Genomic DNA, 24,870 nt, shown 5'->3' with positions numbered 1-24,870 from the left:
GAAATCTGTTAAGCCATTTGCTAGAAAAATAGAAAGTGAAGATTCTGTTATTTCTATTGATGATACGATTTCCGAAAAACCTCATAGTTCAATAAATACTATTGTAAACTATCATTTTGATACACCGAAGCAGTTTCCTATTTATCACCAAAACAAAAACTTACTTTATCCATACCTTTCTCTCAAAAAAAACACTGTAGAAAAAAGGTAGCCAAGGATTTCTCCTCAAGCTACCTGTAAACACTTTTACTGCTGGTTTTCTATCTTGTTTTTAGGTTTCTCATAGAAACATTATCAAGATAGAAATGAACTGTTCCTGAACTGGCCACATCGCTGTCAAATTGAAGCACTAATTTAGTAGTACTGTTACTTGGGCCAAATGGCTTTTTGATTTTGATGGTTGTCCATTCACCTTTTGGTAAGGCGTTGTAATCAATTTTGTAAGATAAAGTTGATTCTCCAGTTAGTTTTATTTCAAAGTTTTCATCTAATGGAGATGTGATACTGCCGTCTTCTACATAAATATCCAGAGAAACTTCATAGACGCCTTCTGGAACATCTAAAATATGACCTTCTGATACTGAAGTTTCAACCTTTTTGTCTTTTGAAATAGTTGCAAGGTTATAATCCGCAAAGAATTTCATACTGTAATCTCCATCAGAGGCTCTTTCGTCTGTCCTTTGGTAATAGAAGTAACGGGTATCTTTTGGAGCTCCGTCATGGGAAGAGATCCAACCTTTGGCAGAACCACCAGTATCTTTTCCTTTGTATTCTTCAAAGCTTTTGAAAGTAGCATCCAATACGTCTGATGCTGTATTTTTTCCGATTACAGGAAGATCAAATGCATTTAATGGAATGTCTGCTCTTGACTTGATTTGTGAACCTGTATAAGCCAATTGAATTTCATCAGAGTTATATACCTCATTGTCAAGTGTGATCATTACTTCCTTCTTGTTATCAGGGTTAAGAGCAACAGAGGTGATGCTAAGGCTCAAAGGTGCCGCATTAATATCTGTTCCTGAAATGCTGAAATCGTTGATGGATGAAGCTGGAATGTCTTTCAATTCTTCATTGCTGTAGAAGAGGATGGTATTACTGATTTCATCTGCTGTAGTGATATCACCTAGCACTTCCGTATCGCCTTCTTGTGTTAAAGTCACATTGATCAAGAGCGGAATTACTTTGGTAGAAGTTTGCTCTTCATTATTGATCGTTTGAGAGACAGTGAAGCTCCCAATTTTAGCACCTGTCGCAATATCCGAGTAGATGTTTGATTCATTTTGTGCTGTACCAGTTTCTCCAGCCTTAATGCCACTCTCAAAGTTCCATGCTCTATTCAATGTAGTGATTTCAGTAGTGAGATCTTCAAATACCAATTCGTCATCTAAGGCAATGTCCAATGTGGTCCAAGTGGAAATATCATCACTAGGAATATCATCTTCACCAATATGTAACACTTCAACACCTCTATGATACACTTTGAATTCCGCTTTCAAAGTAGGGGGAACTACATTGAAGGTGATCGGTAAATTTAGTTTTGCCTTGCTTGCCACCACATCAAGAGTACGTTCTGTTTCTAGACTGCCTGCTCCACTTTTTTCAAATGAGTTGAAGATTAAATCCACAGAAACAGCGTTTTCAGGATCTACATTACTATCTCCTCCATTATCATAACCATTGACAGCCGCATTAGAAGGGAAGGTCCAAGTTCTAGTATCTGGACGTCCTGATGCAGTCATATCTCTGTAAGTCAGCACTTCACCCCATTCTATGTCAAAGGTTGGAAATACAATGTTCTCATCTTGATCTGTGATGACTTTTTGTTCGCCGTCTTCAAAGTAAATGATTGAATCCATTTTCACGTGAACAAGCATTTCACCTTCTTTCTCAATAATTACCTCTGGTTCAAGTACACCATATACATCCACATAAAAAGTAGTGTCAATCACCCACATACCTTCTTCATCCCTATGTGCAGTCAGCGTATCAGCTTCATCATGACTGCTATTGAAACCAATGTATTCTACGGGGTGATAGAACTTATTATGAAGACGGACGCCTTGCAACCCTTCTTCCATAAACAGAACATTGATGTTGTAAGCGTCGGTAGAAAGTCCGCTGTTGGGGATGATGAATTGTGTAAGGTCATCTCCTTTCTGAAAATCACCTTCAATGTAAAAGTTGCCACTATCCAGTACCCACTCATGAGCGTAAATGCCTTGAGACAGATCCATAAAAGAAAGTGACTCTCCCACTTGCCTTGCTAGATTAGTATGTGCAAAACCTCCTGCTTCAGTGTACCAAGAAACATCTGAGTAATCAGGGATGTCATTTTCGTTGTCTTTATTACAGCCTAAAACTAACAAAGCAAGAAGACTGATATATATTAATTTTAATTTTCTCATTGTACTTATTGACCTAAGTTAGGATTAGAAATAATCTCTTCAAGTGGAAGAGGATAGTAGTCGTGCAGTTCAGGAATGTAATTGTTATAAGCATCCACACAATCAATGATGTCGATACTTTTGTTATTAGGGTCTGAACCTATATGTAAATCCGCTCTGTTTCGTTTCAGTTTATTGCCTGTAGCGGGATCTATAAATTGAAACTGAAGCGTATGATAAACATCATTGGAAGCTCTTTGGAATGCTTCACTTACTTTGCCCCATCTTCTTAAATCAATCCAGCGAATAGAATGTCCTTCCACAGAAAGTTCAAGTGGTTTTTCAGTAAACATTAAATGCTCCATTAGTGTCTCTACAGAATAAACTACTTCATCATATGTTCTGTCAGTGTGATGTCCTTGTACCGACGAGCCCAACAATACCAATCCCCATTTTGCTCTCACGTCATTGATATACTTAAGGGCAGAAGCCACATCTCCTTTCTGTAAATAACATTCGGCCAGATTCAAATACACTTCAGACAGTCGGTGAATTGTAATGTTTTTACCCGAATACCATGCTCCTTTAGGGAGGTTGCCTTCTGATGTGACAATATCATGGTTGGTATATTTCTTAAAATACGAGAATTCATACTTGCCAAAAGAAGCGGCTACAGGTGTAATGCCAGATCTGTAGTAATCCGTGTAAAGATCATTGACCAATGCCACACTTGCTGATGCTCTAAGGGAAATGTCTCTGATTACTTCTATTTCCTCTTCTGTATCTAAATCAATAATAGTCTCTGTATTTCTTTTGTCTAGCGGGTCTACTTGTTCCGTTTTGTATTTGTAGGCTAACCATGCAGTAGGCGTCATTGCTCTTTGCCCGCCCATAGTTCCAGGAGCCGAATATCTTGCCAATCGGTTGCTTGGTGACTGTTCGTCAAACTTATCCAGTTCAGGTCTTAGATTGTCATCATAGATTACCTCAAAAATGGCCTCATTGTTAAACTCACCAGCTCTTGTAAACATCAATTCAGGATCGCCTATGAGTTGATAACCATAGTTGTTGATGATCTCTTGATAATAAGTCATTGCTTTATCATAATCTGGTTCAATTCCATCACCATCAACAGAGGCAGGAGCTTCCAAGAAGTAAAGGTTGGCAAGGAACATGGTCGCAATAGCTTTATTCATTCTCCCAGCAGAAAGCTCATTTTGAGCATCAGATCCCCATGTGGCAGGCAAGTTTTCATAAGCATATTCAAAGTCACTTAAAATAAATGCTCTTACTTCTTCCTTCGAAGAGACTGGAATATTGAATTCCTCCAGTTCAACCGGCACTTTGTCTCTAATGATCACTCTGCCATTGTTGAACGTTTGATAAGCCCAGAAGTGAAAAATACCTCTCAGCAATCGCGCTTGTGCCATCTGCAAGATCCAGACTTCATTTTCTTTTTTAGCAACCAAAGGTCCTTCTAAACCTTCAATCAACTGATTGGCTCTAAAAGCGCCAATGTAAAGTGCCTCCCACTTTTTATTGATTTCTTTTTGTGAATTAGTGTATGATTTAAAATACCAAGGTTCACCATTACTGCCTAAAGCAGGTCTTCCTGTTGAAATGGAAGGGTAGCCCAAATCAGAGCGCCATGATTCTTCCAGGATATTGAGGTTATAATGATTCAATAAAGCAGAGTAAGTCGCTGTAAGTACTTTGTCTGATTCAGAGAGTGATGAAAAGTAATCTTTCTTTGGCTTGGCGTTGGGGTTGTCTTCATTCAAGATATCATTACAACCCATGCATGAAGCAAACAATACTACATACCAACCGTATTTCAGTAGTTCTTTTATATTCAGTTTCATTGTTTTCAATCGTCTAGAAGTTCAACTTAAAACCTGTAAGGTAAAGAGAGGAGATCGGGTAGTTTCCTTTATCAAGTCCTCTTGAAGAAACACCATTTCCTGCCGCTTCAGGATCATATCCTGTGTAGTTTGTAAACGTGATAGGATTTTGAGCAGAAACATAGATTCTAAAGTTCGACATCCCTAAGCGTTTAATTGTTCTCTTTGGTAATGTGTATCCAATTTGAACGTTCTTCAGACGAATGTAAGAGCCGTCTTCCAACCAAAGATCAGTGTATGCTCTGAAATTATCATGTTGTTTTGTAGTACCTCTCCAAGCGGGTGTGTCTGAAGTTGGGTTGGCTCTATTCCATGTGTTGACTTGGTCTTTGTGTCTACCTTCCGAGTAAGCCATTGCTTTTGAACCATTCATTACCTTATGTCCAATTGCCGCATACCAATGCATCATAAAATCAAAACCTTTCCATCCTAGATTGAAAATAAATCCACTTTCAAAATTGGAGAAACCAGATCCCATATATACTCTATCTTCGTCTGTAATCGTTCCGTCATTATTAGTGTCGCTGTAAACCAGATCACCCATTCTAGCGTCAGGTTTGATTTCCTGATAGGCTCTTAATTGCTCCTCTGTTTTGATGACACCATCGGTTTGGTATAAGAAGAATGCACCAGCTTCATATCCTTCAGAAAACACAGTCACTTTAGAAGAAGCCCCTGCTCCATTGATTAAACCTGCATCTGTGGTGTAGATGAAGTGATCGGCGTTAAGGCTTGTAATTTCATTTTGATTTTTGGTGAAAGTTCCCGTCATACTCCAGTTGAATGCATCTTTAGTTCCTTTTACTGTAGCCGCTATTTCGAAACCTTTATTGACCATATTACCAATGTTCATTGTCAATTTAGAATCTGCACCTGTTACACCCGAAGAAGGTGGTAACTGAACAGGGAATAACATGTCTGATTTCTGTGTATGATATATATCTGAAGTGATCGTAATTTTATTGTCCAAAAATCCTAGATCTATACCCACGTTGTTTTGGATAGAAGTTTCCCATTGAATATTTCCATTGGCATAACTTTGCTGTGCTGAACCGAAATACAAAGTAGGGAATCCGCCTGCACCAAACAGATAATCGTTTCCGTTTTGGATAGTGGCTTGATCTGAGTAAGGCAAGAAACTTTGTCCACCAACTTGACCATGCGAACCACGAATTTTAAAGTTGTTAGCCACTCCTCTTATTCCATCCCAGAATCTCTCTTCAGAGACATTCCACGCCGCTGAGGCAGAAGGAAAGAACTTCCATTTTTTATCACTGGCAAATTTGGAGTTTCCATTATAATTACCGCTGACAGAGAACATGTATTTGCTCTTATAATCATAAGTAATACGACCTAATGTACCAATGATATTATAGGTATAATTGTAACCATTTGTAGCTGAAGCCGCCAAAACAGCACCTTCTAAAACTCTAATGGAATTGTCTACTACACCTGTTTTTCGAGCCGAGAAACTATTGCGTGAATGTGTTTCATAAGATGACCCCACTACAGCTGTAATTTTATGACTTCCAAACTTTTTGAAATAAGATAGACGGACGTCGGCAGAAGTAGAAGTTCTTCTTGATGATTCATTGACAACATAAGAGTTGGCAGGGTCAGTTTGAAGAATACCATCCTCATCATAATTCTCAATAAAAGGTTTGAATCTATATCTGAATTCGTTCACATTACTTACTCCTAAATTGGAATTCAGCTTTAAGCCCTCAATAATCTCATACGATGCACTAATATTACCTTGCATTCTATCTCTGTTCGCCACATCTTCCATTTTCATTGTTTCCAAAACACTATTAGTAGTAGATGCACTGCCTCCCACTTCCACCAATGCCTGATCACTGTTTGGATCAAGGCCGGGTTTGTAAGGAGCATATTTGATGGTTTGTGTCAATAGGCCAGAACTTGTTCTTTCAATTGTTTCTGATCCGATAGCAACAGAAGAATTAATATTCCATTTTCCTCTATCATAGCGTACACCTGCTCTGCCATTGTATCTTGAAAAACCAGAGTTGATCAAAGGACCTCTATCGTCAAAAAAGCCACCAGTAAGGTTGTACGTCAGACCTTTAGCACCACCGTTGATTCCTATATTATAGTTTTGAGTGGGCTGATTGTCTTTGATTACTACTTCCGATAAATCAGTATCATTTTGGAAGATGCTTGGGTTTCTTGGAATCGGTAAGTTGGTAGAGTTATCAAAGTCGTTAGTGCCACGGTTTCTTTCTTTGATCATATCAAAATAAACCTGCTCAGGGGTGTTCATTAAACTCATTCCTGAAATAATGTTTTTGACACCATAAGAAGCATCCAAGGAAACATTCAGCTTGCCTGATTCTCCTTTTTTAGTGGTAATAAGAATAACACCATTAGCTCCTCTTGTTCCGTAAATAGCACAAGAAGCAAGGTCTTTTAGAATGTCCATCGACTCAATTTCTGAAGGAGCCAAACGTGGATTTTCATTTTGAGGAATACCATCCACTACATACAAAGGCTCAGTGGCACCGGCTACATCTGACACTGTACTCACACCACGAATCTGAACGACTGCATCAGCTCCAGGAGAACCGGAAGTGGTAACATTCACACCTGCAATTTGTCCTTGTAAAGCTTGAGTAGCATCACCGGAAACATAAGCTTCAAAGGCTTCACTTTTGATGTGAGCCACCGCACCTGAAACTTCCTTCTTTTTTTGTTCACCGTAACCAATCTTTACGATCTCATCCAACACCTGTACATCTGCTTGAAGCGTTACATTAATTTTACTTTGAGTAGTCACCACTATGTCTTGTGTCACCATTCCAATAAAGCTAAATTCCAATGTTTCACCTTCTTCTACTAAAAGGGAATATTCACCATCAAAATTGGAAACGGTGCCAAGAGTAGTTCCTTTAATACGGACGTTCACACCGGGTAAAGGAAATTTGTCTTCTGCACTGATAATCTTACCTGAAATCTGTCTTGACTGCGCTATTGAATCTATATGGATAGAAAGAAGTAGCAAGCTCGTCAGAAAGAAAAGGCGAAAGTTTAGCAGTTTAAATACTGTAAAAATACTTTTCATTTGTTTCATTATTCATTTCAATAAACCAATTGCAATAGGAGTTTTTGTAAAAATTGTGTGTGTGATAGATTTGGCCTTAAAAAATCACATTATAAAGGTAATGTGAGCCTTATACCTCACTGTGCCCAATGATTTATTCGGTGTATCCTAGCTTCCATAAAATGTAAATTCTACGTATAAGGCGGGTTTTCAACCAATTATTTTGTCAAATGTGTGTTATAATACTGTTTTGGCCCTATAAATACCTTTTGTATCTCAATGTATAATAAGTGTATTGGTGTATACATTTACCTGTTGAAACGAGGGTAAAAGCAGTAGGATAATGTCAGATTTTATATTAAAGTGATAAAATAAGCTTAAAAAAGAAGTCAAACTGTGCTGTATTCTTTTTTTGTTTTAAAAGATAAAAAATGATGTCGATAACAAATTTAATAAGGGAACTTGATAAGTACTAGGAAATGAGGCTACTGTTTGCAGGTGCCTACAACATAAGTCACTCTCTATCTTGAGCTCACAGCTTCAGTTTTGGGACTAAGTGAGTTATATTGATTACTTCATCAACTCATTTCCATATTTAAAGAGACAAACTACTTATCCACACTCACACCTTTTTATGATAAACTTTGAATCTTTGTTTACATTAAAAATGCAATGAGATGAAAAGAAGAGATTTTTTTAAACAGACAACATTAGCCACCCTTGCGACCGGGGTTGGTATTTCTTCCGTCGAAGCTAAAGAAAATAAAGGAATTGAATCATTATCCACTCAACGTGATAAAGACAATTGGTATCAAGTAGGAGAAGGTAAGAAAGGGCTTCCTTATAGAAATAAAACCGCAAGTTATGATGTAGTGGTAGTAGGTGCAGGTATTGCTGGAATATGCGCTGCAGTAGCTTCTGCAAGATCGGGAGCAAAAACAGTGTTGATCAATGATCGACCGGTTTTGGGAGGGAATGCTTCTTCAGAAATAAGAGTGACGGTGAATGGGGTGATGCACCTTAAAAATAAGCATAAGATAGAAAGAGAGACAGGTATTGTGGAGGAGTTATTAATAGAAAACTGGCATTATAATCCTCAGGAATCTTACCCAGTTTGGGATCACGTGGTGTATGATTTTGTGACAAGAGAGAAAAATCTGGATGTGATGCTCAACACGCAGGCATTGGATGCGAATACTAAGAATGACAAGATCACTGATATTTTATGCTGGCAAGCGAGCACGGAAACCTATTTTACCATTGAAGGAAAAATGTTTTGCGACTGTTCGGGCGACGGCTTAATGGCGGCACAGGCAGGAGCAGAATACAGAACAGGTAGAGAGGCAAAATCAGAGTTTAATGAATCCTTTGCTCCAGATAAAGCAGACGGTTGGCAAATGGGCGCATCTGTCATGATGATCACAAAGGATATGGGAAGACCGGTGAAGTATTATCCGCCAAAGTTTATGATTCCTTATGAAGCCGATAAGATGAATAAGAGAAGAATCAAACACTTGAAGGAAGGTTTTTGGTGGGTTGAGCTAGGGAGTGAGTATGATATCATTGCGGATTATGAGGAAAACCGTCATAAGCTTTTGGGGTATATGCACGGTGTTTGGGACTACGTCAAAAATTCAGGAGAATTTCCAGAGTCGGCCAATATTGTTTTGGATTGGGTAGGTTCCGTTCCGGGAAGAAGAGAATCAAGACGTTTTATGGGAGACCATATTCTTTCTCAGCCAGAGATGCAAAATAATAAACAATTTGAAGATGCAGTAGCATATGGTGGTTGGTCATTTGATGAACATTGCCCAGGTGGCATTGAAAACCCAAGCGAGCCTCCTTCGTATTTTCATGCCCGTTTTGAGGAAGTATATCAAGTGCCGTTCCGTTCTTTATATTCTAAAAATATCAGGAATTTGATGTTTGCCGGACGAAATGTTTCTGTGACACACGTGGCTTTATCTTCTACAAGAATTCAAGCTACTTGTGGTCTGATGGGACAAGCTATTGGAACAGCAGCAAAAATTTGTATTGATAAAAAATGGACGCCAAGAGAGCTAGCTCAAAAGGACATTCAATTACTACAAGAACAGTTGATAAGGGATGATGTTTATATTCCAAATCGTCCTTCTCAAGATAAAAAAGACTTAGCAAAACAAGCGAACAGTATTATTGCTTCTTCAACCGTTTCAGGTGATAGCAAATTGCTGATTGATGGTGTGAGCAGAGATAAAGTTGATGAAATTCATCACTGGGAATCTGATGGAAAGAATGCGACATTGCAATTGGAATGGGAGAAAAATGTATCAATTTCTAAGGTTGAATTGAAAGCAGATACCAATGTTAATCGAAATATAATGATGCATAAGAACCCTTTGAAAAATGCGAAACAAGTCACGGCTGTTCCTCCAGAGTTGTTGAAATCTTTGACGTTGGAAGTGAGAGTAAAGGGGCAATGGAAAAAAGTAGCGACTTTGGAAGATAACCTTACAAGATTAATTAAGTTGTCTTTTGATACAGTTTCTACTACAGCCATTCGATTAAAATTAAAGGACACTTGGGGAGCGAAGAATATTCGTTTATATGAAGTGCGTTCTTATTCTTGATCTTCCTTCAATTATACAGTCCCATGATAGAGTTCATGGGCTTTTGGAAAACTATTCATAATTTCACTATTGATCCTGAAATTCGATGTTTTTCAAATATTTTTAGACATAATCAAGGTTTATTACTCCATCATCAACCCACAACTTAAGTTTGGGTTGATGATGGAGCTATTCATTTTCTAGCGATACAAACATGACATTCAAATTATACCTTTTTTTATCTTTTATTCTCTGCAGTTTTTTTTCTCCTTTTCTAAAAGAAGACAAGAATATCTCTAGTTTTCAAAAAACATTGAACCATCCAGGTTTAAAAAAAGGAGAAGATCAAACGCTGACTTTCAATATGCATAAAAGTTCGGGGCAAGTTACCTCAAAAGTGGCCTCTGTGATGTGCTATACCAATCAATGTAAAATCATTACAGTTACTTTAGAATGGGATCAATACGGTGATTTCTATAAATTGATTATTCCTGAAAGGCTCGATTTAGAAAAGCATTTGGATGACAAAACAATGGCCTTTACGAAGCAGGATTATAAAAAACTACACTCTATTTTAAAAGATGAGGAGTCTATTTTATCAGATGTAACGAAAGACGATTTGTACGTGGAAGATGAAAATGATTTGGATGGCTATTCAGGAGCAACAAAAGCATTTATAGGAAAAAAAGATGTAGTACAGGGAGCTACACTTACCTGTTTTACTCTTTGGCATTGGGCCAATCATCCTGTTATTAAAAAAGCGATTCGTGAGAAAAGTATCAAAAATCAGACAGAGGAAAGTCTGAAAAAATTGATGGCTATTCAAAAGGCAACAACCACTTTGTTTGCATTAGAAGTGATTACAGAAAAAGGTTACAGCATCGAAGATTACTGGTCTTATTACCTCAATGTAGCGGATAATTTAACAGGTAGAGAAATAAGAATGCTCTTAAATTTATCAGATGCTTCACAGAAGTTAGCTTTATTTCAACACCTTAATAATATGTCCTTAAGAAGGATAGTACTGATTTCTATTTTTAAAGAAAAAGCTTATGATAATCAACTGCTCGATTACATAAAAATGGAGAACTATCAGGAAGTCTCCTTATTTCTTGATTTCCTTTCGGAATTTAAAATTGAAAATGAAGTCATAACCGAAAAACTCCTGCCTTATCTTGATGGAAAGGATGTATTGATCAGCAGAAATATTTATTGGTACTTGAAAGGACTCACGCTTTCAAAAAAACAGGAAAAGGCTTTGAAGAAGTTTGAGCGTAAGAATAGGAAGAGTTTGTAACTAGTTAAACAAGTTTTTACATGATAATTGAAGGATTTGACTTTTTATCTCGTCCCTCAATTATCAAAACTAGAAATAACTTATTTCTAGTTGACTAATATTTAGTTACTTACTTTTTTAGTACTTAATTTGAAAATATCATAACCAATGCCTAGTGTAAACCATGGCTTTTTATGATATTTCCATTCGTAAGCTTCTTGATTATTAATTAGATCAAAACCAAAATATAATCCAAATTGGGCCTTATTATGTTCATACATAATTCCTCCTACTAATGATAAAGTAGTCATATTAATATCTTCACTAATTTCTTTTTTTGTATTAGAATTAGTGAGAATTGTTGAACCAATCTGAGAACCAATTTGGATATAACAATGACCACCTATGTGGTAAGCTGCAGTAGCTCCAATATTGAAGCTTTGTTCAAAGGCCCACTCACCTTGTGGCCTAATTCTAAAAGGTAAATATAAGATTCCGATTGTCAGTTTAGGAATATCTTCTATTTTTGTTGCATTTTCTTCTAATTCATTTTTAGAAACATAAAATTGTTGGTCAAGATACAAAGGTCTCCTATCAACCATTTTCTTACTTTTGTTTTCAGATAAAGTTTTAAAAGGAATAGCTGTAATTTTATACTCGTTACTATCCACATTAAACCCCTGAACCTTGTATTTATAGCCTCCTTCCAAGTAATTAAATACTGAATCTGTTCTATTAAAAAAATAAGATGAATCTGGTTTTCCATTTCTTATATCAATATTATTTTCGACACGAATAATATCTCCATTTTTGAAGCTCCTATCATTTTGAGCGAAAATAAATTTTGTAGCAAAGAAAAATAAAATAAAAAGAGTAAGTTGTTTCATTAGTTTATCGTATTGTGAGTAAATGTCCTGCAAATTACATTTAATAATCAGTTTATCCGAATATTAAATGTAATTCGATTTGAAACATCTGAAAAACCATAAAATGATATTTCCTGTCAATATTCAGATAATTAGTATTTTATAGATTTTTTGTTCTTTGTTTATTGACAAAGACAGATTGTGTACACCCCGACACAATCAAGAAAATCATTTCACCCAATTTTGATATCACATAAAGCAAAATGCAAACGAATTTTTTCGTGTGAAATGAATTTTTAAACATAAAACAGCAACGAAATGAATCTATTTAGACTACCATTTTTTATGCTAGCATGCCTCCTTTTTTTTGTGGGCTGTACCAAAGAAGAGCAAGAACAAATAGAGGATCTGATTCCTGAATTATCACCTGTCTATGAAGTATATAAAGGCAATGAGAAGGTGATGACGGTGACATTAGAGGATATTCTAAACCCTTCAGATCAAGAAACTTGGGAAGTTATTCAGCTTACTTATGGCGACTCCCTGACTTTCAAAGATATTTCTACGGAAGGTGAACCTACTGGAAGATCTTGGTCCTTGAATGGTAATAAAGAAGAAGTGAATGCGATAACTGCCGAAGTTACCGTTATCTACAATGTGGAAGGAGAGCACGTAGCAGGTGAAGTAACATTTATCAGAGAAGGTGGTGATCATCCTGATGCGAGTATTCAAACAGAAATTCCTTTGAAAGTCAATGTTTCAGTACCTGTATTATTGCCTGCTTTTAAAGTGATGATGGGCGATTCATTGATTTATGAATTAAAAGAAGGGGAAACAGTACCTGAGAATACTGCTGAGTGGGCCATGGTAGAATTGACGGAAGGAGCAGCACTTTCTTTTATCAATACTACAAACCAAAACATGTTCACTTCCTCTTATTGGTTAGTGGATGGAGTGGATCAAGACTCTGTAAAAGGGAACGAGGTCAGCTTGACATTTGCTACGGTAGGTGAATTCAATACGCATCAATTATTGATTGAAAGAGTGGACGGTGTGTATCCTGATGTGACAACTTCGGTTAGCATTCCAGTAACCATCAAAGTAATTGAAGAAGTAAAACCTGTATTAACGGCAGGTGTAAAAGTATTTTTAGCTTCAGATAAAACAACTCCATTGTATACTATTGCAGCAGGTGAAAACGGCGAAGAGGCAACATTAGAAATTGATGAGGGAACAACGTTGGTATTTGAAGCGGAAGCGACAGAAGGTACTACATTAGCATGGTCCGTAAATAATGGGTCTACTCAAACATCATCTGCATCTTCTTTTGAAGTGTTATTTGAGGAAGTGAAAGAGGGATTAGGTGCTCATACACTGACTTTATCAAAAGATGAGCATGAGACAGTAGAAATTCAAATTCCATTGACGATTAAAGTCAATCAAGTAGTTCCTGAATTGTTGCCGGCCTTCAAGGTGATGAAAGGAGACTCATTAGTGTTTGAATTAAAAGCAGGAGAAACAGTTCCTACAGACCAAGCAGATTGGGCTTCAGTGAAAATCGATAAAGGGGAAAGCCTTTCGTTTATCAACACTTCTGATGCTAATTTATTCACTTCTACCTACTGGTTTGTGGACGGAATGGAAGAAGATTCTGTCAAAGGAAACGAGGTCAACTTGACTTTTGCTACGGCAGGTGAGTTTAATACGCATCAAGTAGTAATCGAAAGAAAAGAAAGCAATTATCCTGATTTAAGAACGACGGTGGTTATTCCTTTAACGGTTGAAGTGGTCGAAGAAGTGGTGATTCCGGAGTTAATTCCAACTTTCAAAGTGATGAATGGAGATCAATTGGTTTATGAATTGAAAGAGGGAGAAACTATTCCAGGAGATACAGAGGAATGGGCTACCGTTGAGTTGGACGAAGGCGATGCTTTATCTTTTATCAATACCACCAATGAGGATTTATTTACCTCTACATATTGGGTACTTGAAGGAGTTGAGGAAGATACATTGAAAGGAAATAGTGTTGAAGGTGTATTTAAAACTGAGGGGGAATATATCGTACATGAATTAGTAATCGAAAGAAAAGATGCGGTGTATCCTGACTTGACGGAAAAGGTTGTGATTCCGGTCAAAGTTCAAGTGAAGAAAGTGGATCTTGGTCCTCAACCTCCAAAAGCCAGTGTTCAAGTCTTCTTATCGACTGATTTAGAAACTCCAATTTATGAAATTCCAGAAGGAAAAGTAGGAGAGGGGAAATCAATTGCCATCGAAAAAGGAACAACGCTTTTATTCAAAACACAAACAAAAGAAAGCCCTTCAGTTCAGTGGACAGTGAATAATGGAACGGTACAAACCTCAACAGCTACTTCATTTGAGGTGCCATTTGATGAAAACAATGATGCTTTGACGGCTCATAAATTGACGTTATCGAAAGAAGGTTTTGAAGATGTTGAAATTTTGGTACCATTGTCGATTGAGGTCTTTACATCTGAAGCATTAAAAGCAGGGTTCAGTATTTACAAAAATGACGACCTCAACACACCAATTTATACATTGAAAGCAGGTGAGGAAGAAACGGCTACTACGTTAGAAATCAATCAAGGTGACCGACTTACTTTTGTGGATCAATCTACAGGTCAACCAACAGGAAGGACTTGGAAAATCAACAATGGTACTGAGGAAGTAACATCACAAGAGACTTCATTTGAAGTAACGTATTCAAACCATGGAACTGATTTTGGTTTTGGATTAATGGTGGAAAGAAAAGGGCATGAGAAGTTTAAAGACGCTGATTTGGATTATCCATCAAAAGTAAAAGTGAATGTAAAAGAGGTACAAAATGACCCTACTCTAAAGGCTGGAAAAGTGACAGACAATGGCAGTGGCGTACTTTATTTTGATGTATCACATCCACTAACTCCATTTACTTCAGCAGAGGTGTTGAGTGATTTTAAAGTGAGTATTCAAAACATCGAAGCCAACTATTCAAACGCCAATGCATCTATTTCAGAAGTGAAATTAGCAGATGGAAACAATAAGAGAATTGAAATTTATCTAGTAGAAAACTTCTTCAATTCAGACGATATTCAAGTGGAGTATACAGGCAATAAAATCCAATCGTTATTGGGCGTAGCATTATCAACTTTCACTGCGGAAGATGTAGAAATGAATGGCGTAGTATCCTATTTAGATGGACCGATGTCGGATTTTGAAACGCCAAAATCGGCAGAAGAACCTTTGGAAGCGTTCGGTTGGTATGTGAGTATGAAGAACCCAACAGCCAATGAAAAGATAGAAAGAGTGACATCAACTTCATCAAGCGGAGATGCAAGTATGCACTTTGCCTTTGAATTAAACAGTTCAGGAAGTAGGGCACATAAATTCAGTTCATCAAAATTAAATTACGCATTTGCTGTGGAAGAAGGAGAGTATGAAATCTCTATTGATGTCTTCATCCCTCAAGCATCAAGTGCAATTGATATCATCAGAACAAATATCTCAACGAACGATGATACCGTAGACCTAGATGTTTTTGCAAATGTACCTTGGGTTTTCGCTGATTATCCGAACATGAAATACGGAGAGTGGGTGACATTAAGACAAAGAATATCATTGAAAAAAATCACTACTGGTTCCATCAATATGAACTTCAAAGAAAAAGATATGAAACTCGATGGTTTGCATGATTTCTACTTAGACAATATCAAATTGAGAAAAGTAGAAGCTAGACAATAACTTGGTAATAATTTTTGATTATAAACCCCATCACTTTGTAGTGGTGGGGTTTTGTGTGCATGGAGGGAAATGATGGAGATAGAAGAAATGGGTCAAAATTCCACTTTCATCATAACTTAAAGTATGGGTTTATGAAACATCTTAGCTCTAGTACTTTGAGCTTAAATATGATTTTACAGTGCTTCGTAAGCACTTTTCAATGGAAGTATTCTTCTGATTAAACTTTCCCCTCTCATTCATCTTAAAATAGACCTTCAGACACACTATTTACATGCTCATACACACCTGAAAAATCATTTTACCCGATTTTTGTTATGAAATTATAAACTGAAATGGCAATGAAAAAAATCAAATTACTTTTACTTCTATGCATAGGAGCGATGTCATCAGTGATGGCACAAGAGAAACCTAATATTGTACTTTTATTTGTGGATGATTATGGATGGTCAGATGTGGGCTACAGAAATGAATCATTTGTTACACCTCATTTAGATCAATTCAAAAAAGAAAGCCTGGAGTTTACAAGAGCGTATATTCCTACTCCCACATGTAGCCCAAGTAGAGCATCTTTATTGACAGGAAAAGAAGCGGCACGTTTACAGATGCCTCGTCATATTGGTCACGAAATGCCTGATGGCAGTAATACAAAAGAGTTTGGTTTATGGTCGATTGATCCAGCCAAAAGGGGATCAAGAAACTGGTTGCCATTAGAAGAGGTGACTTATGCGGAGAAGCTTAAAGAATATGGCTACTATAATGCGTTTTTAGGAAAATGGCATTTGGGACATGAAACTTTTCATCCTATTCACCAAGGGTTTGATGAGCAAATTGGCGTCAGTAATTTTGGTCACCCGAAAAGCTATTATGCTCCATTCTTTAAAGACAAAAATGCTTACCAAGAGTTCAATGATCAGCCAGATGTTTACCTTACGGAAGTCATGACTGATACGGCAGTACATTTCTTGGAAAATTATAATAAACCACAACCTTTTATGATGACCCTTTGGTACTACACTGTACATGGTCCTCATATCGGAAAAAAGGAATTGGTACAGAAATATATTGATCAAGGGATGTCGCCAAAATATGCTGAATATCACGCCATGGTAGAAAGCATGGATAAATCCGTAGGTACTATTTTGAAGACCTTAAAACGTTTGAAGATGGACGAAAACACTGTAGTTATCATCACTTCAGATCAAGGGAGCTTCTTTGAAAATACACCGCTGGCAGGTGGAAAAAGACAGAATACTTTAGGAGAAGGCGGAGCAAGAGTACCGATGATGATCAAATATCCATCTGTGACAAAAGCAGGAACAGAATACTCTAAACCAATTCAAACTATTGATATCTTTCCAACCTTAATGGAAATCGCTTCGGGCCAAACCTACAAAGACAACAACATTCAAGGAAAAAGCTTGATGCCTGCTTTAAAGGGTAAGAGCATGAAGAAGAGAAATCTTTACTTTATGAGAAGCTACGAAGATCAGTATGCGGCTATTATGCAAGAAGATTGGAAACTGGTAAAATACCATTCTGGAAAATTTGAGCTATTCAACGTTGTAGAGGATATTTCTGAAGAGCATAATAAAATTGATATTGAAACAAAAAGAGCATCAAAGATGAAGGAAGCGTTATTGGAATGGGAAAATGAAGTGTATGCGGGATGGAAAGAAGTAACGCCAGAAAATAGCCATTTATTTAAGGTGAATAAGAAGAAGGCGAAGGAAAAAGGAATTAAATAAAAAAACGATTAGAAAATGTGGTTTTGTAGTGGTTCTTAAGCCACAAGGCATTGTGGCTCTACAGCACGATACCTTTTCAATTTTAGCGATTCAATTCAATTGAAAAGGTAACTAATGTAGAGATGCAATGCTTTGCGTCTCACACGCCACCATGAAACCACTACTCATATAAAAATCTTCAAAACACAATTTTATTCCACAGTAAATATTCTAGAGGTGATAGATTTTCTTATCATCTCTTTTTCTGTTTATACAATTGGTGGAATATTTATAGAAAGCTGTAATGTTGTGAAGTATTTATTTTTGTTGGAGTATTTTTTTCTTCATCTTATTGAAAATTAACTTTTGTATTTATTTCACTTAAATTATAAAAGACAAATAGGCTATGCTTAATTCTAAAGAAGCACTTGAAGATCTGTCATCAATGATAGGTGTTGAAAAGAAGATAATTCTGAAAAAAATCAGTGAGTATGATGAAATTTTCAAAAACGATAAGTACTATCAAGAATTTATAGAAGCAGTTATGTGTAATCTTGGAATAGATAACAGATGCCAAGTACTATTAAGTGTTGCAAAGTATAGGTTAAAAAAGAAAAACCAGACTAATCAAGTAGTTTATATATTAGCAAACTGTGAATACCAAATAGCAATACTAAAAAATAGAAGTATGGAGTTGATAGATATAAAAGAATATAGAGATGCAGTAAGAAGTTTCTTGGAGGTAAAATCAGATAATTCAACTCTTATAAATTATGCTCTAACTAATGCTGGTAATATTCTAAATAAACTTGGGAGAAATTATGAAGCTATTTTACTTCATGATAAAGTAATTGCGAAAAACCCTTCTTTTGGTATCGCTTTAGGAAATAAAGCACTTGAATTAAAAAAATATCAATCTTTAGCTTTACATCCTCAAGATCATTTAAAATTATTAGATCTAGCAAAGGATTTACTATTAAAAGCATTAAATGATCCTCGTCTTGAAGATATTGGAGGTGAAGGCACAAAAGAAAAATTCATTAAAGAGATTGAAGAAATTGAGACAGAGCTGAAGAAAGAAAATTATAACCAGATAAAAAAAACGTCGACTAATATAGATTTACTATCTCATTATCAAAAATTTAGTCTGGAATATAACTTGTACCTAAACTATGATTTTGGTATTTTTTATGATGACGATAGTTTGGTGGATTCATTATTTCCAATTTTTACGGAACCTTTGAAAGAAAAAGATAGCCCCAATGGAATGATGTCAAAACGTGTATATTTTTCATTTCAAATTTGGAATCAAATAATTGAAATATATGTATCATCAAGATACTCACTTTTCAATGCTTTAAATAATGAATATAAGATATATGATGATAACGTTAATTTTGTTCATACTTATGATTCTTTCCAGCATAATCATCAATTTGGGTTATTGAAATCAACTTTTTGCAATGTTTATAATTGCTTAGATAAAATAGCTAGATTAGTATCCTATTACTTTTCTGAAGAAGAAAAGATATATGATGATGACATTTACTTTGATTATCTAACAAAAGATGAATTTAAGAAAGTTATTGAAAATACAGAAAATAAGCAGTTACAAGCTTTATATAGTTTATCACTTGACTTTAAGGATAACGGCTATTTATACAATCTACAATGGATAAGAAATAAAATAACACATTCATATTTAAATGTGATTGATAATAATACTACTCCAACAAATAAAGACCAAATTCTATTAAAGGATCTTATTAAATGCACTTTTGAAATATTTCAAATTGTGAAATCTGCATTATTATATTTTGAAATAGCCGTCAGAAAATGTTTACCAAATGAAAATACATTTCAGATGTTTGTTCAAAAACAGAAAGATATTTAACTGTGAATATGTTAATAACCATCTATCCTAAACTACTCCAAACTTACTGGCATTCAACCTTATCAAGCCTGAAGTCTTATAGTTTGCAAAACGTAATCAACACTTTATTGTTGTTGGAGTCAATAATACTAGCCTATGAACTCTAGTCGTGTTGCACGATATTCACTTCTGAAATTTGGTATTGCATGTACACTATACACCGTACAACGTGTACGGTGTATAGTGTACGATCAGTACGGTGAATAGCGTACAGCGTGTACGGTGGTCAGTGTACAGATAGATTGAGCTGAATAGAAGTGTATTTAATAAAACAACAGGACAAATAACCATCTTTCCTGAACTACTCCAAACCTACTGTCATTCAACCTTATCAAGCCTGAAGTCTTGTAGTTTGCAAAACGTAATCAACACTTTAGTGTTGTTGGAGTCAATATTACTAGCCCCTGAACTCTAGTCGTGTTGCACTATATATTCTTTTGAAATTTAGTTTTTGACTTCTAAGCCTTGAATTTTTTATCAAGATAAAAATGAAGAAGAAGGGAGTTTGTAAGTAGATCCTATAAATGCTTGCAGAAAGGTCGATTAAAAATTGAAGATAATTTAGTTTATAAAGTTCTTCTCGTACGTAAATAATTGGTTTTCAAAGTGTATCAATACGTTTTTGCAACCATACGATCAAAATGATTTTTTATGGCTTAAATGGCAGTTTATCAATCATTTAACCTTATAGCTACACATTATAAACACACAGACCCAAGTTTTAATCAAAAGAAATAGAATTTTGGGTCAGTACTAAAGCGGTAGTAATTGGAGAGTTTTTAGTACGTCGTGTATCGATGTTCATTTAGTAGTGTATAAAGAATCGGTACACGACTCTCACTTATTACGACAGCCTTACTACTGACCATTTAAAATGAAATTCAAATGAAGTATTTACTTATAGTGGGGTTACTTTTTTCTGCCCTGCAATTATCAGCACAGCAAAGACTTAATTTTAATAAAGACTGGAAGTTTAAACTAGACGAGCAAGAAGGAGCGGAAAAGTTAAGTTATAAGGACGACGATTGGAGAGTATTAAACCTCCCTCATGATTGGAGTATTGAAGGGGAATACGATAAGGATCACCCAATGGGAGGGCAATGTGGCTACCTTCCGGCAGGGATTGGCTGGTATAGAAAAACGATCAAAGTACCTCAAGAATGGAAAGGGAAAAAAATCCGTATTGCCTTTGATGGTGTTTTCATGAACAGTACGGTTTGGGCCAATGGACGTAAATTAGGAAACAGACCTTATGGCTGGATTTCATTTGAATACGACATTACAGAAGAAGTAGAAAAGGACAAAACAATCACCTTTGCAGTAAGGGTAGATAACGATGCACAGCCTTCAGCAAGATGGTATACAGGTTCGGGGATCTATGCCAATACTTGGATTGATATTAAAGAAAAAGTCAACATTCCAACGGATGGTATTTTTATCAAAACGAAAAAGAATGTGGTGGAAATTGCTACTGAAGTTAAAAATGAGTCAGAGAATAATACAAAAGGAACGTTAATTACGGACATCATTGATCATGAAGGAAAAGTAGTGGCGACTACATCACAGAAGTTTTCTTTAATGAAAAAAGACCAGACTACCATAACACAAGAAATGACAATTGATACACCTCATTTGTGGTCTACAACTTCACCTTATTTGTATAAAGCGGTTTCAAGGATGGTGGTAAAGAAAAAGGAGAAAGTTTATACAACTAAGTTTGGTGTAAGAGATGTGGAATGGAAGCCAGAAACAGGGGTGTGGATCAATGGAGAAAATATAAAACTACAAGGTGTGTGTAATCACCAAGATGCAGGTGCTTTGGGAGCGGCGGTGCCGGATAAGATATTACGTTTTCGTTTAGAGCAATTGAAAAAGATGGGTGTGAATGCCATCAGAACGGCACATAACCCTCAAACCCCACAGTTTTATGATATGTGTGATGAGATGGGGTTGATTGTGATGGATGAAATTTATGATGGCTGGCACAAAAAAGCACTCAACGATTATGGTGCACATTACTTTAACAAATGGTGGAACAGAGATCTGACAGATTGGATCAAAAGAGATAGAAATCACCCATCTATCATTATTTATTCTGTAGGAAATGAAACACGTGGGGATGAAACCGCTAAGGAATTAGTAGAAAGATGTCATGAATTAGATAATACAAGACCTGTCACTTCAGGGCATTCAGGTTCTGACTATATGGACGTTTTTGGGGTGAATGGGCATAGTGAAAAGAAAGGTTTTTTTGATCATTTGAAGAAGGATAGAGTTTTTATTGGAACAGAAAATACGCACACGTTCCAAGTGAGAGGTTTTTATAGAACACTAACTTGGTATAGAGATGGTTATCCTTGCGTTCGTCATCAACCTTATGAATATCCTGATTTAACAGAGGAGGAGGTATTTACATTCGATTGGACTACTTCAGCCAAGAAAGCCAATTACAAACAGCTTTTTAATTCGAGTTATGATAACGCCATGGTACGTTTGACGTCAAGACAAAACATTGAGCAGTTACGAGATATTCCAAACTATGCAGGTTCATTCCGTTGGACGGGGCATGATTATATAGGAGAAGCTACCTTTGTACACGGTGGATGGCCTTTCAAATCCTTTATGGGTGGAGCTATTGATATGGCCAATTTTGAAAAAGACCTTTATTATTTATACCAATCGCAATGGACGGAGGAGCCAATGGTACATATTTTACCCCATTGGACGCACCCAACTTTAGAGGAAGGTGTTGAGATTCCAGTCTGGGTGTATTCAAATTGTGATGAAGTAGAATTATTTTTCAACGGGACTTCATTAGGAAGACTTAAACCGGGCAAATCATGGGATAAAATGCAATGCCAATGGATGGTTGGATATCAAAAAGGGACATTGCAAGCTGTGGGTTATAAAAACAATAGAATTGTTGCCGAAGAAACGATTGCAACAGCTGACCAACCTTCAAAAATTAAGTTATCCATTGATGGGGAACCTTTAAGTAACACAGCGGAAGATATAGTACAGCTCAGAGTGACTTCTACAGATGCAAAAGGAGAAGTCTATCCTTATGGTGAGAACAGAAACTTCTTCAAAGTATTAGGCGCAGGACGTGTAAAAGCATTGGATAATGGTAGTCCAGTGGATGTAGAAAAACATTATTTAGCCACTGATAGAATTGGTTTTTATGGGTTGGCAAGGGCCTATGTTGAATCCTTGGATGCGTCTGGTGATGTCAATGTGATTGTGGGGTCAATTTTAGGAGATAAGCGATTGTTAACTTCCAAAAAAGTAAGTATTGATGTTCAGAAAATGGTGTTGAGAGGAAAAGAAGCAATGGGAGGTTTCGATATTTTTTATACCACAGATGGAAGCGAACCAACAACAGCTTCTACAAAATACAGTCAATCTTTTGAGGTCGAATTAGGAACAACAGTTAAGGCGGTAGTACTGTTCAACAACAAAGAAATACTCCATATGCATGAACGTTTTGCAGAAGATGAAGGGTTTGAATTAGATCCTGTTGTAACGGCCGTCAACCCAGGAGGAGACCAAGCAGAAGATGCCGCTTTTGATCAAGTGACCATATCTTCTGAAGGTGCCAATTTTAATGGAGATGGTTACATCGACTTCGGTAAAAATCAAGGAGGCTACATTGAGTGGTATCAAGAAAACGATGGAAGTGAAGGAGAATACACTTTAAAGATCAGATACTCGGCTTCCAAAAGAGATATTCAAGAGCATAAAGTTTTATTGACGATCAATGGTGAAAGTCAGGAATTGACCTTGCAAGCGGTTGATAAATACAGAAGGGAATGGAATGAATATGAGGTCAATGTAACTCTTCAATCAGGCGCCAATACCATTCGTCTTACTTCTTTGCATGCCAATGGATTATGTGTGGATGAGTTGAAAGCTATTTAATATTTAAAACAATTACGATGAATTGGGTGAGTAAATCGTTGTCCAATTCATTGAAATCCAATAAATTTTCGTGAAATGAAAAAATTAATCGTAACACTAGGTGCTTTACTTGTAAGTACCGGACTTACTTTTGCTCAAAAAGAGAGCGATTTTTACAAAGACAAAATCAAACAAGTATCTAAAACAGTAGATCTTGTCAAAGACTATAAAGTCAATAACAAAGACCACAAAGACGACAGTGATCAGCTTCAAAAAGCGATTGATGATATGACTGCTTTGAAAAATGGCGGGCGTATCAACATCACAGCAGGTACCTATTATTTTGGAAGTATTGAGGTGAAATCAAATGTACATATTGTGATCTCTAAGGATGCAGTAATCTACCCAACACCTCCAGAGAAAGACAAAAACTATGGTATTTTTGATTTCGGTACAAAAGGAAATTATGTTGAAAACCTTAGTGTAAGAGGAGATAAAGGGCAGTATACGGTAGATGTGAGTAAAGTGGCAAACAAAAGAGTTAGAGTGTTTAGTATGAACAATGCTCACAACTTTTTAATTGCTGATATGAATTGCATTGATGATAATACAAAATTCTCTTCCATCACAATGGGGTATGCGAAAGTTAATGGGAAATTTGTAATGTCGGATAATGGTGTAGTGAAAAACTGTAGAACTGAAAAAGCACATTATGGATATGGACTTGTGCAATCTCAAGCTTTAAAAAATGTATTCTTCAAAGACCTTTGGGGCGATGGTGGTGTAACGCTTCGTTTGGAAACTGGCCTAAAGAAAATGAACAATGTTCAAACAGGTGGTAATCATGATATTTATGCTAAAAATATCTACTGTCAAAATGGTAATGCCGGTGTGATGATTTCTCCTCATGCCATCAGAAATGGGCATGTAGAAGTAGATGGCGTAGAAACAGTCAATACGGGTTTTGCTTTAAGAATTGATAAGGGGTATACAAGCAAAGAGCAAAAGAAACTAAAACTTCAGCCAGGTTATTATGCAAATACTTCTATCGTTAAAAATGTAAAAGCTACTTATGGCAAAAATGCTCAAGTGAAGCCAAAACATTTCAAATACATCACTTGCGATGCTAAACCGTTAATTCACTCAAAAGCACATCCCGACGGCGAAAGCTACCCAGCACCTGCCGTTGCTGCAATTTTATACAGAGCAGATGGAAATGCCGATAATGCGAATGGCTATTATAAAGTAAAGATTTCAAACGTAGAAGCCATCGGTTTTCCTCATCAAAAGAAAGCAGTCATCAATGAAAGTGATGAAGTTGAAAACTGCGAGCAATAATTGAATATCAGAATCATGGCGGATAAAGTGTAAGGACTTTTTATCAAAACATCCTTATGGTAAGTACTAGGACAAAAGTAAACGGACATTTTATTTTATCTTTTTTATCCTACTCTTCGTTAGATTTTTATCGCGTAACTAAGGCTATGCTCTGCAAATCTGCCTTG

12 protein-coding genes are annotated in these 24,870 nt (G+C 36.3%); 8 read left to right on the top strand and 4 right to left on the bottom strand.

The genetic code is table 11. The features are described from left to right. Positions 1–211 (top strand): hypothetical protein (locus AVL50_RS33570; RefSeq protein WP_371259060.1); only part of this gene is annotated, 211 nt, incomplete at its 5' end. A gap of 49 nt (positions 212–260) precedes the next feature. On the opposite strand, the gene AVL50_RS27460 is transcribed toward AVL50_RS33570, so the two are convergent. The 3 genes from AVL50_RS27460 to AVL50_RS27450 are packed head-to-tail and all read right to left on the bottom strand — an operon-like array spanning position 261 to position 7,364. Continuing rightward, positions 261–2,405, bottom strand: coding sequence for a hypothetical protein (locus AVL50_RS27460; RefSeq protein ID WP_062620439.1), 2,145 nt, complete (start codon positions 2,403–2,405; stop codon positions 261–263). Positions 2,406–2,410: 5 nt separating this feature from the next. Then, positions 2,411–4,246, bottom strand: coding sequence for a RagB/SusD family nutrient uptake outer membrane protein (locus AVL50_RS27455; protein WP_062620437.1), 1,836 nt, complete (start codon positions 4,244–4,246; stop codon positions 2,411–2,413). 13 nt (positions 4,247–4,259) lie between these two features. After that, complete coding sequence (locus tag AVL50_RS27450) at positions 4,260–7,364, bottom strand: TonB-dependent receptor (RefSeq protein ID WP_172826936.1); 3,105 nt, start codon at positions 7,362–7,364, stop codon at positions 4,260–4,262. A 656-nt stretch (positions 7,365–8,020) separates the two neighbouring features. Here AVL50_RS27450 and AVL50_RS27445 point away from each other — a divergent pair. Next, positions 8,021–9,952: an FAD-dependent oxidoreductase gene (locus AVL50_RS27445; RefSeq protein ID WP_062620430.1), complete on the top strand. Its 1,932-nt coding sequence runs from the start codon at positions 8,021–8,023 to the stop codon at positions 9,950–9,952. Between the two features lie 193 nt (positions 9,953–10,145). Further along, complete coding sequence (locus tag AVL50_RS27440; protein ID WP_062620428.1) at positions 10,146–11,228, top strand: hypothetical protein; 1,083 nt, start codon at positions 10,146–10,148, stop codon at positions 11,226–11,228. Positions 11,229–11,329: 101 nt separating this feature from the next. Here the strand turns inward: AVL50_RS27440 and AVL50_RS27435 are convergent, their stop codons facing one another. Continuing rightward, on the bottom strand, positions 11,330–12,094 hold the full coding sequence (locus AVL50_RS27435; RefSeq protein ID WP_062620427.1) for a hypothetical protein: 765 nt from the start codon (positions 12,092–12,094) through the stop codon (positions 11,330–11,332). Between the two features lie 324 nt (positions 12,095–12,418). Here AVL50_RS27435 and AVL50_RS27430 point away from each other — a divergent pair, with 324 nt between their 5' ends. The 5 genes from AVL50_RS27430 (at position 12,419) to AVL50_RS27410 (ending at position 24,703) form a co-directional block, all read left to right on the top strand. Then, on the top strand, positions 12,419–15,811 hold the full coding sequence (locus tag AVL50_RS27430) for a hypothetical protein (protein WP_062620425.1): 3,393 nt from the start codon (positions 12,419–12,421) through the stop codon (positions 15,809–15,811). A 338-nt stretch (positions 15,812–16,149) separates the two neighbouring features. After that, complete coding sequence (locus AVL50_RS27425; protein ID WP_082796033.1) at positions 16,150–17,556, top strand: sulfatase; 1,407 nt, start codon at positions 16,150–16,152, stop codon at positions 17,554–17,556. A 385-nt stretch (positions 17,557–17,941) separates the two neighbouring features. Further along, positions 17,942–19,429 carry an LA2681 family HEPN domain-containing protein gene (locus AVL50_RS27420; RefSeq protein WP_062620423.1) on the top strand — a complete coding sequence of 496 codons (1,488 nt, stop codon included), beginning with the start codon at positions 17,942–17,944 and terminating at the stop codon, positions 19,427–19,429. Between the two features lie 924 nt (positions 19,430–20,353). Beyond that, positions 20,354–23,386 carry a glycoside hydrolase family 2 TIM barrel-domain containing protein gene (locus tag AVL50_RS27415; RefSeq protein WP_062620422.1) on the top strand — a complete coding sequence of 1,011 codons (3,033 nt, stop codon included), beginning with the start codon at positions 20,354–20,356 and terminating at the stop codon, positions 23,384–23,386. 75 nt (positions 23,387–23,461) lie between these two features. Next, the gene (locus tag AVL50_RS27410; RefSeq protein ID WP_062620420.1) at positions 23,462–24,703 is read left to right on the top strand and encodes a hypothetical protein; all 1,242 of its coding nucleotides are present in this window, start codon (positions 23,462–23,464) and stop codon (positions 24,701–24,703) included. Positions 24,704–24,870 lie beyond the last annotated feature (167 nt).

Source organism: Flammeovirga sp. SJP92 (assembly GCF_001583495.1).
In the GTDB taxonomy this organism is placed as follows: domain Bacteria; phylum Bacteroidota; class Bacteroidia; order Cytophagales; family Flammeovirgaceae; genus Flammeovirga.
Note: the sequence above shows the minus strand (reverse complement) of the source record. Positions and strands in the feature narration are given on the sequence as shown.